Consider the following 13,626-nt stretch of genomic DNA (forward strand, 5'->3'; position numbering starts at 1 on the left):
ACCGGTGCTGGACGCCGGGGATTGACGCGGAGTGCCTTCAGGTTGCTGTGACGCGCGCTGTGTAGGCTGTCGCCATGAGCGAGACGCACCCCAATCTCATGGCATCCGACGTCGTGGTCCACCTGCCCGAGGACCCCGCTCTCGAAGCGATCGTCGAGCGGGGCAGCGGGGGGTTCCTCGACGTCGTGGCGTCGCATCCTGAGAGCTCGCTCTGCTGGGCACTGCTCGCCGAGACCTGTCTGGCCGAAAGCGACCTCGGCAACGACATCGCCGCCTATGCCTACGCCCGCACCGGCTACCACCGCGGGCTTGACCTGCTGCGCCGCAACGGTTGGAAGGGCAGCGGCCAGATCCCCTGGGCGCACGAGCCCAACCGGGGCTTCCTCCGGGCGTTGTACGCGCTGAGCGTTGCCGCGGGACGGATCGGTGAGGCCGAGGAGCAGGACCGTTGCGCGCAGTTCCTGCGCGATTCGTCCGAAGAGGCGTACCAGGCGCTCGCCGCCGACGCCGACTGAAGGCTCAGCCGGCGAAGTCGGACTCGATGAGACGCACCAGCGCGTCGACGGCCTCCTGCGCCTCAGCGCCGGTGGCCTCGATGAAGAGGGAGTCGCCCATCCGGGCGTCAAGCGTGGCGAGCCCGATGCTGCTCGTGGCCGGAACCGGGCCGATGACGCCCTTGCTGACCAGGACCTGGGCGTCGAACTGACGGGCCTTGGCGACGAACATCGCAGCCGGCCGGGCGTGGAGCCCTGCCTCGTTGACCAACCGCGCCTCACCGCGCGCCTGCGCCGAGCGGTTCGATTCGGGGGCCGCGCGCACCTGTTCCGGGGTGCCGAGATGGGCCTGCTTCGGGCCCATCGCCGCCACGCACTCAGCCTCGACCTCGTCGATGCCGGCGCCACTGGCGACCTTGATCACCCCGGCCATGATGCCCTCGACGAAAGGGGCGGCCAGCACGCGGATGTCGTGGCCCCCGGAGCCGTAGAGTTCGATGCCCAACTCCGCGCTCATCACGGCGGAACCGATGTCGACGAAGATCACCACGCCGTCGCCCCGGTCCACCTCTGAGATCGCCGACGTCACCGCCGTCGCGTCCGTGCCGATGCCACCGTCGATGGTGCCGGCGGCCAGCGCGATGGGCGGCGGGTCGTCGTGGACCATCTGCAGCGCGAGGTCGACGGCCGCCTCCGCGAGCCGTCGTGAGTGGGAGACGACGACGATGCCGACCGCCATCAGGCCTGCACCACGTGCGACAACGCATCCCACAGGTAGGTGGCCGAGGCTGCTCCCGGGTCCATGTGGCCCGCCGAGCGTTCTCCGAGGTAGCTGGCCCTGCCCTTGCGGGCGACCAGCGGGACGGTCGCGTCACGACCGGCGGCCGAGGCCTCCTGCGCCGATTCGACGGCGTCGTGCAGGGTGGCGCCCTCATCCAACGCCGCGTCGAGGGCGTCGATGGCCGGCAGCAGCGCGTCGACCATCGTCTTGTCTTCGAGCTCTGTCTTCCCGCGGGCGATCAGGCCGTCGATCCCGGAGCGCAGGGCACCCGCGAAGTCTGCGGCGCTCAGCGTGACGACCTGGCCGGTGGCCATGCCCATCTTCATGAACAGCGTGCCGTAGAGCGGGCCCGCGGTGCCGCCGACCGTGCTGACCAGGGTCATCCCCGCCTTCTTCAGCAGCGCGTCGATGCTGTTGGCCTGGTCGAGCGTGGTCACGACGGCCGCGGTGCCGCGGGCCATGTTCGCACCGTGGTCCGCGTCCCCGATCGCCGAATCCAGGTCCGTCAGGTAGATCTTGTTCTCGTCGACGATCTGCGCGAACCGGCGCAGCCACTCCGCGAGGTCGTCGAGGGTCAGTTCGTTCTCGCTCACAGGCCCCACCGTAGCCCGGCGGTGCGCACCGGCGCGTCCCACAGGCCGATGATGTCGTCATCTGCACGCAGCAGAGTGAGCGAACAGCCGGCCATGTCCAGGCTGGTGATGTAGTTGCCCACCAGGTTGCGCTCGACGCGGACGCCTGCCTCGCCCAGCAGGTCGATGACTTCGCCGTACATCAGGTACAGCTCGATGAGAGGGGTGCCGCCCATGCCGTTGAGCATGGCGATGACCGGGGCACCGGTGAAGTCGAGGTCGTGCAGGATGGGCTCGACCAGTTGCCTGGCCACGGACTTCGCGTCGCCGATGGGCTCGCGGTGCCGTCCGGGCTCACCGTGGATGCCGATGCCGATCTCCATCTGGTCTTCTGGGAGGTCGAACGTGGGGCGGCCAGCGGCGGGGACGGTGCAGGACGTGAGCGCCATGCCCATGGAGCGGCCGTTGTCGGCGACCTTCTGCGCCAGTTCCTTCACTGCCGCCAGGTCGCGGCCCTCCTCTGCGGCGGCGCCGACGATCTTCTCCAGCAGCACCGTCGTGCCGACTCCGCGGCGGCCCGCCGTGTAGAGGGAGTCCTGCACGGCCACGTCGTCGGCCACGATGACTGTCTCGACGGTGATCCCCGCGTCGGCGGCGAGTTCTGCCGCCATCTCGAAGTTCATGATGTCGCCGGTGTAGTTCTTGACGATGTGCAGCACGCCCGCCCCCCCGTCGACAGTGGTGGTGGCCTCGAGCATCTGGTCCGGGGTGGGGGAGGTGAAGATCTCACCGGCGCACGCGGCGTCGAGCATGCCGAGCCCGACGAAGCCGCCGTGCATGGGCTCGTGGCCGGAACCGCCGCCGGAAATGAGGGCGACCTTGCCCTGGTCCTTCTGCTGGGCGCGGTAGACGATGCGGTTGTCGTGATCCACGCGGACTTCGGGATCTGAGGCCTCGACGCCCTTCAGAGCATTCCGGACGACGTCGTCAGGGGAATTGATCAATTTCTTCATCACGCTACTCCTGCGTCTTTGCACGGCGCGCGTGCGCGCGTCAGGTTCCATTCTTCCATCCGGCCGCAATCGGTGGGCGCTCTGTGCCCAACCTCTCGCCGCCCTTTGAGGAGCACGCGTGAGCTCCATCCCGGCGAGGTAGACTGCGGTGGCACGGCCCCAAGCGACGCGCGGGGCCATCTCTATGTACGAATGGGAGTAGCCAGATGCCGAGTGTGGTGGTTGTCGGAGCGCAATGGGGCGACGAGGGCAAGGGCAAGGCGACGGACCAGTTGGGCGACAGGGTGGATCTCTGTGTGCGCTACTCCGGGGGTAACAACGCAGGTCACACGCTGGTGGTGGGCGGCGAGAAGTTCGTCCTGCACCTGCTGCCGTCCGGCATCCTGAACCCCGGCACCACGACGGTGATCGGCAACGGCGTCGTCGTCGACCTCGACGTCCTGGCAGGTGAATTGCGCGTGCTGAAGGACCGCGGTGTCGACGTGCCGCACCCCTACGTGTCGGCCAACGCGCACATCATCACCGAGTACCACAAGGTCATCGACAAGGTGACCGAGCGCTTCCTCGGCAAGCGCCGCATCGGCACCACCGGCCGCGGCGTCGGCCCCTGCTACTCCGACAAGGTCAACCGCCTCGGCATCCGCATCCAGGACATCCTGGACGAGTCCATCCTGCGGCAGAAGATCGAAGCCTCGCTCGACCAGAAGAACCAGTTGCTGGTCAAGGTGTACAACCGCCGCCCGATCATGCCGGAGGAGATCGTCGAGTCGCTGCTCGCGCACGCCGACATCATCCGGCCCTACATCATCGATTCCGGCCGCTTTGTCAACGATGCGCTCGACGAGGGCAAGGTGGTGCTGTTCGAGGGTGCGCAGGCGCACCATCTCGACGTCGACCAGGGCACCTACCCGTACGTGACATCGTCGAACCCCACGGCGGCCGGTGCCACCACGGGCGGCGGCGTCGGCCCCACGCGGATCGACCGGACCATCGGCATCGCGAAGGCCTACACCACCCGGGTCGGCGAGGGCCCGTTCCCCACCGAACTGTTCGACGAGGACGGGGAGAAGCTGCGTGAGATCGGCGGTGAGTTCGGCGCCACCACCGGACGCCCCCGTCGCTGTGGCTGGTTCGACGCGCTGCTGGTGGAGCAGGCCTGCAAGATCAACGGCTTCACCGACGTGTTCCTCACCAAGCTCGACATCCTGAGCGGCTGGGACAAGATCCCCGTGTGTGTCGCCTACGAGGTCGACGGCGTGCGCCACGACGTCATGCCGATGACGCAGTCCGAGTTCCACCACGCCAAGCCCGTCTACGAATACCTCGACGGTTGGCACGAGGACATCTCGGGCGCCCGCACGTTCGAGGACCTGCCCGTCAAGGCACAGGACTACGTCAAGCGCCTCGAGCACCTCATCGGCGTGCGCATCAGCGGCATCGGGGTGGGTCCCGGCCGCGAGCAGTCGGTCGCCATCCACAACCTGATCTGACGTGCGGGTCCGTCCCCTCGTCGTGGCGCTCATCGCGCTGATCACCGTGTTCATGATCGGCACGGTGGTCATCGCCGTGACCCAGGAGAGCATCGGCTGGGGCTGGTGGTGGGCTGTGCCCCTCGGCGGGGCGTTCATCGCGGTGATCGTCGGGTTCCGCCTGGTGATCCAGCGCTCCCAGGAAGCTGCGGACCGTGCGGACGCCGAGTACGACGCCCAGCACCCTGGAGACGCCCCCTAGCAATCGGGCCGTCGCCAGGAATTGTCCGAGTGTCCTAATAGCGTCGTTCCCAGCCGGATGAGGGGAACGACGCATGCATCAGCGGATCAGCGCCGAGCGGGGCACGTGGACGGCCATCGAGGCTGGGCTCTACGCCACCCATCTGCTGGAGCAGGGGGATCGACGGTGGCCCCCGGCGGAACTGGAAAGGGTTGCCGAGGCGGGGGCCGAGGCCAAGAGGCGGGTGATCGAGCGCCGCCTCCCGTTGGCGCTGCGGGTGGCCCGCACGTCCGGGAGCGGCAGGCTGCCGGTGGAGGACCGGGCTCAGGAGGCGGCCGCAGCGCTGGTCCGCGCCGTCGAGAAGTTCGACCACACATTGGGCACCACGTTCGACTCGTATGCGCTCTGGTGGCTGGCGCAGACGGTGAGGCGCGCGGAATCCGATCAGGGCGACCTCATCCGAATCCCCGTCCACACGGATGCGACGTACCGACGTGTGGCGGGGCTCTTCGCCGCGCAGGGCAGTGGCTCCTGGCACCGGTTCACCGGCGACAACCGGGAGACCCTGGACGCGGAGGGGATCAATCCGGACATGATCCGGTGGCTGGCCGGGCTGCGCACCCCCGTCGGCCTGGAGTTCTGCGAGGACGGGCTGGGCGCAGACTGGCTCGGCGGGGTACTCGTGGACGAGGCGGCCGGGGTCGGCGAGGCGCTCGAGGCTGAGTGGCTGTGTCGCGTGCTCCTGGACCCGCTCGTCTTCAGCGATGCGCGCGCCGTGGACGTGCTGCGCCGCCGGTTCGGGTTCTGCGGGGAGCCGCAGACCCTGGAGGAGATCGGTCTGGCCCATGGCGTGGGCCGCGAGCGGATCCGGCAGATCGAGAAGGTCGCCATCGGCGAGCTGCGGGCCTGCGTGAGCCTGCGGGACGGGTGCGTCCATGTCGCCTGGCCGGTGGTGGACTCCGCCGGTGGCACCTCTCGGGGTGGTGATCGTGACCCGTCAGATGCGTAGGGTCGGACCATCAACCATCCGAGGAGGGGCCGTGCAGCCGAGAATGAAATGGATCGTGATCGCCCTGGCGGTCGGGGCCGCCCTGTTCGGCCTCGGGTTCATCATCGCCGCCACCAGCGAGGGCGGCTTCCCGTGGAGCTGGTGGTGGGTCATCCCGGTGGGAGCCATGGCCCTGGTGGCCTGGTTCGGCATGCGGATCGGCACCCAGAAGCACATCGAAGAGGACGTCGAGCACGAGCCCATCGCCGACGACGAACATCCGCCTGCGCTCTGATTTCGCGGTGGCCCACTAGGCTGTCGCGGGTGAAGATCCTCCTGCTGGGCTCGGGCGGCCGCGAACATGCACTCGGCCGCGCCCTCGTCGCTGATCCCTCCGTCGCCGAGCTGCATGCCGTGCCAGGCAACCCCGGGCTCGCCTCCATCGCCACGCTCCACTCCGCGGACCCCGCTGACCCCGAAGCGGTGCTGGACCTCGCACGACGGCTCGCCATCGACCTCGTCGTGATCGGCCCCGAGGCGCCGCTGGTGGCCGGAGTCGCCGATGCGTTGCGCGCCGAAGGCATCGATGCGTTCGGCCCCGGGAGCGAGGCGGCGGTCCTCGAAGGCTCAAAGGCGTTCGCGAAGGAGGTCATGCGTACAGCAGGCGTGCCGACGGCCGATGCGCGCGTCTGCACCACCCGCGAGGAGTATGAAGCGGCCCTTGATGAGTTCGGCGCCCCCTACGTCGTGAAAAACGACGGGCTCGCGGCCGGGAAGGGCGTCGTCGTCACCAGCAACCGCAACGAGGCACTCGCCCACGCGGAGAGCTGCGGCCGTGTCGTGATCGAGGACTTCCTCGACGGCCCGGAAGCCTCCCTGTTCGCCATCTGCGACGGCGAACGGGCGCTGCCCCTGCTGCCCGCCCAGGACTACAAGCGGGTGGGCGACAACGACGCAGGCCCCAACACCGGCGGAATGGGCGCCTACTGCCCGCTGCCGTGGGCCGAGCCCGGCCTCACCCAGCAGGTGATGGACGAGGTCATCAACCCCACCCTCGCCGAGATGCGTCGACGCGGCACGCCCTTCGTCGGGCTGCTCTACGCGGGCCTGGCCCTCACATCGAAGGGGCTGCGGATCGTCGAATTCAACGTCCGCTTCGGTGACCCGGAGACCCAGGCGGTCCTAGCCCTGCTGAAGACCCCGCTGGCCGGGGTGCTCCGGGCCGCGGCCCGCGGTGAGCTCGACACCGTGGGAGAGCTCGAGTGGCGCGAGGGAGCCGCTTTGGTCGTCGTGCAGGCCGCGGCCGGGTATCCGAGCGTCCCGGCTGCCGGCGGTGCGATCAACCTGCCCGACGACGAGACGGATGCCTACGTGCTGCACGCCGGAACCCGCCTCGACGGCGACCAGTTGGTCGCGGCCGGCGGGCGCGTGCTGGGCGTGGTGGGCAGGGGTGCCGACGTGGACGAGGCCCGCGCCAACGCCTACGGACTCCTGGGTCGCATCGACTACGCCGACGGGTTCAACCGCACAGACATCGGCATCCCGCACTGATCACTTCTGGCGCTGATCGCCTTCCGCGCTGATCGGCCGCGTCCGCCTCCGCTAGCATGAGGCGATTTGTTAGCGACCAAGGGGGGACGTCAGTGACGACGCGTCGGCACCTGCTTCTCGGCCTACTCGGCGGCACCGCTGCACTGGCGGGCTGCGCCACGGATCAGCAGCCCACGGTCGAGTCGCCGACGCCCAGCCCCTTGCCTTCGAAGAAGCCGTCGACGAAGCCGTCGCCCACCCCCACCCCGTCGCCGACCCCGGTGACGCGCGCGCCCCTCACCTGGCTGCCGGTGGAGGACGCCGCGACGCTCCTTGGCCCCGCCGTCGCGCTCAAGGTGCCCAACCTGAAGCAGGAGAACCCCCAGACGGCGGGATTCGCCGAAGCGGACATGTGGTTCTGCCAGCCCAACGGGGATTCCTACACGCGCCTGGTGCCGGTGTTCCACAGCAGGTACCCCACAGCGGTCGGGCCCATCCGCTCCATGCGCCCGGTCGACGTCCCGGTGCTGAGCCCCATGGGTCCGGTGCTCGGCAACACGGGGGCGGCCGACTGGGTGATGAATTACGTCAAGGCCCACAACGAGAACCTCGAGCGGATGACCTACCTCGAGTGGCGCGACACGGGCGCCTACAGCGTGGACCGGTCGCGGATCTACAAGGCCAACGGCAAGAGCCAGTTCGACCGGGCGATCATGGCCCACCCCGCGGAGATGGCCCAGCTCGCCGAACGCATGACGGCGCCGCCCCCGGCTGACTACCTGCCCTTCGTGGCAGACCCCGCGCAGTCGTCGGCGACCGCGGGCAGCGCGGGTCACAGGGTCGAGGTGCCCTACGGCCGCGACTTCGCCATGAGCTACGAGTACGACCCCGGCACCCGGCAGTACGCCCGCGCGCAGCCCTGGGGCCCGCACATCGTTGAGGGTGACATCCAACTGGTCTGCGACAACGTGCTGATCATCCAGGCCGCGTGGCGGATGGACAAGATCTGGAAGGGCGGCGGCGCGGCCGACCCCGTCGTCGACATCGTCGACAACACCGGTCCGTTCTTCTACCTCCAGGGCGGCAAGGCCGTCACGGGAACCTGGGCGAAGGGCGCCATCGCGGAGAAGTTCACCTTCACGGTCGCCGGCGGCAGACCCCTGGCGATGGCGCCCGGACGCACCTGGGTGGAGTTACCCCACACCCGGTCCGAGATCGCGATCAGCTGACCCTGCGCAACTCCTCCGCTTCGGCGACGGGGGCCTCGGCCTGCATCATCGGCGGCACGGCCCTGCGTGGATGGACGAGCCATTCCTCCGGCACGCCCAGACCCTCCGCCAGCGCCAGCGAGTGCGCGCGCAGCTCGCCGCACAACGCATCGACGGTGGACGTGATCGTCTTGCTGCGCCTGGCGTCGAACACCTCGTGCTCGAGGAACCAGGCCCGGTTCGTCTCGATGGTGGCCAGCGCGTACAGGTCACACACCTTGATCAGCAACGCCTTGACGTAGTCGTCGTCGCACTCCTCGATGCCCGCGATGAAGGCCTCCAGGACCACGCGGTCGACGTGGGCCTTGGCAGCCTCGATCATGTGCGGCTGGCAGGCGTTGATCGCGTCGAACGACTTGGCCCTGCCCGCCGCGCGCATGCGCTGGGCGAGGCCCTCGACCATGTGGCGCTCGCGGTACTCGAACATCTCGACGTGCCAACCTCGGGCCCGCAGTTGCTCTGCCTCCGGTTTACGCTTCGCCGTCGCCACCAGCCTGTCGATGGCCGAACGGGCTGTGGTCCGCTCCAGGAAGCGGCCGCCCAGGAGCTTGGCTGTCTTTTGCGCGGTGCCGGCCAGATCCATGTCGCCCCAGGTGGACTTGTAGTCCAGCAGCAGTGCCTTGGCCACCAGTTGCAGGAGCACGGTGTTGTCACCCTCGAACGTGGCGAAGATGTCGGCGTCCTGGCGGGCGAGCGTGATGCCGTTGTCCGACATGTAGCCGGCGCCGCCGCTGGCCTCGCGGCACTCCTGCAGCGTGTCGTTGGCCCAGCGGGTCAGCACGGCCTTCATGCCGGCTGCGCGCGTCTCGAGTTCGCGGGCGGCCTGCGGATCCGAGCCGTCGGCCTCCATGATCCGCTGGAGCTGCAGCGACACCTCGTTCTGGGCGAAGCCGTAGGCGTAGGCGCGTGCCACGTCCGGCAGCAGCCTGCGCTGGTGCTGCAGGTAGTCCATCAGCAGGATCTCCTCGCCCAACCCCGGCTGGCGGAACTGGCGGCGGCGGTTGGCGTAGCGCACCGCGATGCTCAGCGCCTTGCGGGTGGCCGACGCAGCGCCGCCCCCCACGCAGATCCGGCCGCGCACCAGGGTGCCCAGCATCGTGAAGAAACGCGCGTTCTGCGACGCGATGGGCGAGTGGTACTCGCCGTTCTCGTCGACGCCGCCGTAGCGGTCCAGCAGCATCCGGCGCGGAACGCGTACATGCTCGAACACGATGGTGCCGTTGTCGACGCCCAGGAGGCCGCCCTTGTGGCCGTGGTCGCCGATGGTGACGCCCGGCATGGGGTCGCCCTGCTCGTCGCGGATGGGCACGAGCGCCACGTGGACGCCATGGTGCACGTCGTTGACCCACAACTGGCCGAACACCGCGGCCATGCGGCCGTCCCGGGCGGCATTGCCGATGTAGGCCTTCGCCGCCGTCGGGCTGGGGGAGTGGACGACCAGCTCGCCGGTCTCCGCGTCCCAGGTGATGGAGGTCTCGATGGACTGCACGTCCGAGCCATGGCCCAGCTCCGTCATGGCGAAGCAACCGGGAAGGGACGCGTCGATCGCGCCCGGCAGGAACGTCTCGTGGTGCCATTGGGTGCCGAGGTTGGTGATGGCGCCGCCGAACAGGCCGTGCTGGACGCCGGACTTGATGGTGAGGGAGAGGTCCCCCATGGCCATCATCTCGAAGTTGGCCACTGATTCGGCCGAGGTGCCAGTGCCGCCCTGCGCGGCGGGGAAGCCGGCGGTCACGAATTCGCGCTGGGTCAGCCGCTTGAGCCTGTCCAACGTCCACTCGCGGGCCTCTTCGACGCTGAGCTCGGTGTCGCGGACCACGTCGTCTGCGCTCACCTCGTGACGCCAGCGCTGCTTCAGCGCATGGAACGGACCGTCCAGGGCACGTCGCAGGCCTTCGCCGGTGGGGGTGATGGTCATGGGGTGTCACTCCTTTGTGTCTTTTGTGCTTCGAAAGCCGGGGTGAAGAACTGGTTGATGTAGGCCACGACGTCGGCCCTTGGGCGGCGCAGATTGGTGACGATCCACCGGTCTGCCACGGCCCAGATGTAGCCGACGGCGCCGTGGGCCCAGATGTTGGCGGGGTCCTCGTCGAGCCCCTCGCGTCCCAGCCAGGCACGCATCGCTTCCGCGACCTGGTCGCCGATCCGGGCGGTGATCGAGCCCACCGGGTCTGACGTGGGCGTGTCGCCCGTGGGCCGCGAGGTCACGAACAGGTACAGGTTGCGGTCGCGTTCCACCACGGCGAGGTAGGCGTCGGCCACCTGCGAGACGAGTTCTGCCGGGTGCATGTGCGCGCCCTTCTCGAGCGGCAACTTCCGCAGGATGAACGTGTGCACCGAGGCGACGACGGCCTGGTACAGCCCGGCCTTGTCGCCGAAGTGGCGGTACAACACGGTCTTGGAGGTCTGCGCCATGGCGGCGATCTCATCCATGCCGACGCCCGGGCCGTGCTTGCGGATCGCCTTCACGGCGCCCTCCACCAGCGTCTGCCGACGCTCGGTGTTGTGCTGCTCCCAGCGGGCGGCGCGACCGTCGACGATCTGCTCAACGTTGTTCATGTAACTCACGGTACCTGAAACTCCGCGTACCTGCTACCCTCGGTTACAGGTAATATTTCCGCGCTCCGGAGGATCCCTCATGAATTCACGCACTGCGGTGGTGGTCGGCGGTAACCGCACCCCGTTCGTCAAGGCCGGCGGCAAGTACGCCGCGGCCTCCGCCCAGGACCTGCTCACGGCCGCCCTCGACGGGCTGGTCGCCCGCTTCGGGCTGGCCGGGCAGAAGGTCGACGAGGTGGTGGCCGGGGCAGTCCTGAAGCACACCCGCGACTTCAACCTCACCCGCGAGGCGGTGCTCGGCTCCGCACTGTCGCCGTTGACGCCGGCGTGCGACCTCCAGCAGGCCTGCGCAACGGGCCTGGAGGCCGTCGTTTACGCCTCGAACAAGATTCGGCTCGGCCAGGCTGACGTGGCGATCGCCGGCGGTGTCGACTCCGCCTCGGATGCGCCCATCGTCGTCACCGAACCGCTGCGCCGGGCTCTGCTCGCCCTGCACCGGGCGAGGAACCTACCCGAGAAACTGGCCGCGCTGAGCAAGCTGCGCCCGGCGGACCTGATGCCGGTACCGCCCGCCGTCGTGGAGCCCCGCACCGGGCTCAGCATGGGCGAGTCCCAGGCGATGACCACCACCAAGTGGGGCGTCAGTCGCGAAGAGCAGGACGAACTGGCCTACCAGTCGCACCAGCGGCTCGCCGGGGCCTGGGACGAGGGCTTCTTCGACGACCTCGTCACCCCCTATCTGAAGGTCGCGAAGGACGGCATCCTGCGACCCGAGACCACCATGGACGCGCTGGGCAAGCTGCGCACCGTGTTCGGCAGGGACAACGCCACCATGACGGCCGGCAACTCCACGGCACTCACCGATGGCGCCGCACTGGTGCTGCTCGCGGAGGAGGAACATGCCCGGGCCAAGGGGTGGCCGGTGCTGGCGAAGGTCGTCGATGCGCAGGTCGCCGCGTCGGATTACGTGACCGGCTCCGAGGACCTCCTGATGGCCCCCGCCCGGGCCATCCCGGAACTGCTGAAGCGCAACGGGCTCACCCTGCAGGACTTCGACCTCTACGAGTTCCACGAGGCGTTCGCCTCCACCGTGGTGGCCACCCTGAAGTCACTCGAGGAGCAGGGGCTGGGTGAAGTGGACCGCGCCAAGCTGAACGTGAAGGGGTCGTCGCTGGCCACAGGACATCCGTTCGCCGCCACCGGCGGCCGGATCGCCGCCTCGCTCGCCAAGATGCTGGCCGCCAAGGGACCCGGCTCGCGCGGGCTGATCTCGATCTGCGCGGCCGGTGGCCAGGGCATCGTCGCCATTCTGGAGGCCTGACATGGACGTTCTCGAAATGATCTACGGCACGCCCGCCGGAAAGTTCGTCGCCGGCAAGCTGGGCGTTTCAGAACCACCCACCCTGCGTCGTGGCCGCACCATGCCCACGGGCGAGGTGCTGCTGGGTGAACTCGACGGGGGCGGCATCGCCCGCGAAACGCTCGCCCTGCTGGGCGTGACGCCCGGGGAGCCGCTCCTGGACGTGACCGACAACCGGACCACGGACGAGAAGGGGCGCGCCCAGGCGCCGCGCTATCCCCAGCGCCCGGGAGCGCTCGTCGTCGACGCGACGGGGCTGCGGGAGATCACCCAATTGGAAGGGCTGCGCCAACTGCTGCGCCCGGTCATGCGCGGGCTGGAGCCCTCCGGGCGCGTCATCCTCCTCGCCACCGATGCCTCGGAGGTCGAGGGCCTCGAGGCGAAGACCGTGGCCCAGGCGATCGACGGCATCAACCGCACCGTCGGCAAGGAACTGCGGGGCGGCGCCACGTCCAACCTGGTGTTCCTGCGCGGTGGGGCGTCTGCCTCGGACCTCGCGTCGACGATGTCGTTCCTGCTGGAGGGCCGCTCTGCGTTCGTCTCCGGTCAGGCGTGGCGCGTCGGGCCGGCGGAAATCGCCCATGACGTGACCGACCAGCCGTTCACCGACCGCCTCGTCGTGGTGACCGGCGCCGCCCGCGGTATCGGCGCGGCCATCGCCCGCACGTTTGCGCGCGACGGCGCCCTGGTGGTCGCCGTCGACATCCCCGGCGCCGGGGATGCGCTGGCCAAGGTCGCCAACGAGGTGCAGGGCTCCGCGCTGCAGCTCGATATCACGGTCCCCGACGCGGGTGCACGCATCGCTGCGCATGTCGCCTCCCGGTACCCCGGCCGTCACATCTGGGCCGTCGTCCACAACGCGGGCATCACCCGCGACAGGATGCTCGCCAACCTCGACGAGAAACTGTGGGGCTCCGTCCTCGACGTGAACCTCGCCGCCGAGATGCGCATCAACGAGTACCTCCTGAACAACGACGTGCCTGGCGGGCTCGGCGAGGAGGCCCGCATCGTCGGGATCGCCTCGACCTCCGGTGTCGCCGGTAACAAGGGCCAGACCAACTACGCTGCCTCGAAGGCAGGGGTCATGGGCCTGGTCTGGGCGATGCGCGACGAACTCCGGGACCGGCCCATCACGACCAACGCAGTCGCCCCCGGCTTCATCGAAACGGAGATGACCGCGGCGATCCCGTTCCTGCAGCGCGAGATCTTCCGCCGCACGAACTCGCTGAGCCAGGGTGGTCAGCCCGTCGATGTCGCCGAAACGCTCGCCTACCTCTGCGGCCCCGCCTCCGGCGGAGTCGACGGTCAGGTCATTCGGGTGTGTGGCCAGAACCTCGTGGGGGCGTGAGCC

General features: G+C 69.2%; 14 protein-coding genes. 9 read left to right on the forward strand and 5 right to left on the reverse strand.

Annotation, left to right across the window (positions count from 1 at the left end; translation table 11 throughout):
* Positions 1-74 precede the first annotated feature (74 nt).
* Positions 75-515, forward strand: a complete 441-nt coding sequence (locus tag H5393_RS01615) for a DUF3151 domain-containing protein (protein ID WP_209455113.1) — start codon at positions 75-77, stop codon at positions 513-515.
* Between the two features lie 4 nt (positions 516-519).
* Here H5393_RS01615 and dhaM read toward each other — a convergent pair whose 3' ends face one another.
* From dhaM to dhaK, 3 genes are read right to left on the reverse strand one after another with little or no spacing between them, the layout of a single operon-like run.
* Positions 520-1,233, reverse strand: coding sequence for a dihydroxyacetone kinase phosphoryl donor subunit DhaM (gene dhaM / locus H5393_RS01620; RefSeq protein WP_182765260.1), 714 nt, complete (start codon positions 1,231-1,233; stop codon positions 520-522).
* Positions 1,233-1,868: a dihydroxyacetone kinase subunit DhaL gene (gene dhaL, locus H5393_RS01625; RefSeq protein WP_370585894.1), complete on the reverse strand. Its 636-nt coding sequence runs from the start codon at positions 1,866-1,868 to the stop codon at positions 1,233-1,235. Before dhaL ends, dhaM begins: the two co-directional genes overlap by 1 nt.
* Positions 1,865-2,860 (reverse strand): dihydroxyacetone kinase subunit DhaK, encoded by a 996-nt coding sequence (gene dhaK / locus H5393_RS01630; protein ID WP_182765262.1) that lies wholly within the window; start codon positions 2,858-2,860, stop codon positions 1,865-1,867. Before dhaK ends, dhaL begins: the two co-directional genes overlap by 4 nt.
* Positions 2,861-3,066: 206 nt before the next feature.
* Between dhaK and H5393_RS01635 the strand changes: the two genes are divergently transcribed.
* The 6 genes from H5393_RS01635 to H5393_RS01660 all read left to right on the forward strand — a co-directional run bounded on the left by H5393_RS01635 (position 3,067) and on the right by H5393_RS01660 (position 8,317).
* Positions 3,067-4,350, forward strand: a complete 1,284-nt coding sequence (locus H5393_RS01635; protein ID WP_182765263.1) for an adenylosuccinate synthase — start codon at positions 3,067-3,069, stop codon at positions 4,348-4,350.
* Between the two features lies 1 nt (position 4,351).
* Entirely contained in the window at positions 4,352-4,591 is a 240-nt protein-coding gene (locus H5393_RS01640) for a hypothetical protein (protein ID WP_182765264.1), read from the forward strand.
* Positions 4,592-4,664: 73 nt separating this feature from the next.
* On the forward strand, positions 4,665-5,579 hold the full coding sequence (locus tag H5393_RS01645) for a sigma-70 family RNA polymerase sigma factor (protein WP_182765265.1): 915 nt from the start codon (positions 4,665-4,667) through the stop codon (positions 5,577-5,579).
* A 43-nt stretch (positions 5,580-5,622) separates the two neighbouring features.
* Positions 5,623-5,853 (forward strand): hypothetical protein, encoded by a 231-nt coding sequence (locus H5393_RS14425; protein ID WP_182765266.1) that lies wholly within the window; start codon positions 5,623-5,625, stop codon positions 5,851-5,853.
* A 29-nt stretch (positions 5,854-5,882) separates the two neighbouring features.
* On the forward strand, positions 5,883-7,109 hold the full coding sequence (gene purD / locus H5393_RS01655) for a phosphoribosylamine--glycine ligase (protein WP_182765267.1): 1,227 nt from the start codon (positions 5,883-5,885) through the stop codon (positions 7,107-7,109).
* A gap of 92 nt (positions 7,110-7,201) precedes the next feature.
* The gene (locus H5393_RS01660) at positions 7,202-8,317 is read left to right on the forward strand and encodes a DUF3048 C-terminal domain-containing protein (protein ID WP_182765268.1); all 1,116 of its coding nucleotides are present in this window, start codon (positions 7,202-7,204) and stop codon (positions 8,315-8,317) included.
* Here H5393_RS01660 and H5393_RS01665 read toward each other — a convergent pair.
* Together H5393_RS01665 and H5393_RS01670 are read right to left on the reverse strand one after the other, a co-directional pair.
* The gene (locus H5393_RS01665; RefSeq protein WP_182765269.1) at positions 8,310-10,274 is read right to left on the reverse strand and encodes an acyl-CoA dehydrogenase; all 1,965 of its coding nucleotides are present in this window, start codon (positions 10,272-10,274) and stop codon (positions 8,310-8,312) included. The genes H5393_RS01660 and H5393_RS01665 overlap by 8 nt on opposite strands.
* Complete coding sequence (locus tag H5393_RS01670) at positions 10,271-10,915, reverse strand: TetR/AcrR family transcriptional regulator (RefSeq protein ID WP_182765270.1); 645 nt, start codon at positions 10,913-10,915, stop codon at positions 10,271-10,273. Before H5393_RS01670 ends, H5393_RS01665 begins: the two co-directional genes overlap by 4 nt.
* A gap of 79 nt (positions 10,916-10,994) precedes the next feature.
* On the opposite strand from H5393_RS01670, the gene H5393_RS01675 reads away from it, so the two are divergent.
* Together H5393_RS01675 and H5393_RS01680 are read left to right on the forward strand one after the other, a co-directional pair.
* A complete protein-coding gene (locus H5393_RS01675) occupies positions 10,995-12,236 on the forward strand; it encodes an acetyl-CoA C-acetyltransferase (RefSeq protein ID WP_182765271.1) in 1,242 nt (413 codons plus the stop codon).
* 1 nt (position 12,237) lies between these two features.
* On the forward strand, positions 12,238-13,623 hold the full coding sequence (locus tag H5393_RS01680; RefSeq protein ID WP_182765272.1) for a 3-oxoacyl-ACP reductase: 1,386 nt from the start codon (positions 12,238-12,240) through the stop codon (positions 13,621-13,623).
* Positions 13,624-13,626: the final 3 nt, after the last annotated feature.

It is taken from the genome of Tessaracoccus sp. MC1756, assembly GCF_014164735.1.
Classification (GTDB): Bacteria; Actinomycetota; Actinomycetes; order Propionibacteriales; family Propionibacteriaceae; genus Arachnia.

Excerpts from the sequence above, each read along its gene's own strand:
- H5393_RS01665 (WP_182765269.1), bottom strand. The coding sequence starts at position 10,274 with ATGACCATCACCCCCACCGGCGAAGGCCTGCGACGTGCCCTGGACGGT.
- H5393_RS01680 (WP_182765272.1), top strand. The coding sequence starts at position 12,238 with ATGGACGTTCTCGAAATGATCTACGGCACGCCCGCCGGAAAGTTCGTC.
- dhaK (WP_182765262.1), bottom strand. The coding sequence starts at position 2,860 with ATGAAGAAATTGATCAATTCCCCTGACGACGTCGTCCGGAATGCTCTG.
- H5393_RS01675 (WP_182765271.1), top strand. The coding sequence starts at position 10,995 with ATGAATTCACGCACTGCGGTGGTGGTCGGCGGTAACCGCACCCCGTTC.
- H5393_RS14425 (WP_182765266.1), top strand. The coding sequence starts at position 5,623 with ATGAAATGGATCGTGATCGCCCTGGCGGTCGGGGCCGCCCTGTTCGGC.
- dhaM (WP_182765260.1), bottom strand. The coding sequence starts at position 1,233 with ATGGCGGTCGGCATCGTCGTCGTCTCCCACTCACGACGGCTCGCGGAG.
- H5393_RS01645 (WP_182765265.1), top strand. The coding sequence starts at position 4,665 with ATGCATCAGCGGATCAGCGCCGAGCGGGGCACGTGGACGGCCATCGAG.
- H5393_RS01615 (WP_209455113.1), top strand. The coding sequence starts at position 75 with ATGAGCGAGACGCACCCCAATCTCATGGCATCCGACGTCGTGGTCCAC.
- H5393_RS01670 (WP_182765270.1), bottom strand. The coding sequence starts at position 10,915 with ATGAACAACGTTGAGCAGATCGTCGACGGTCGCGCCGCCCGCTGGGAG.
- H5393_RS01635 (WP_182765263.1), top strand. The coding sequence starts at position 3,067 with ATGCCGAGTGTGGTGGTTGTCGGAGCGCAATGGGGCGACGAGGGCAAG.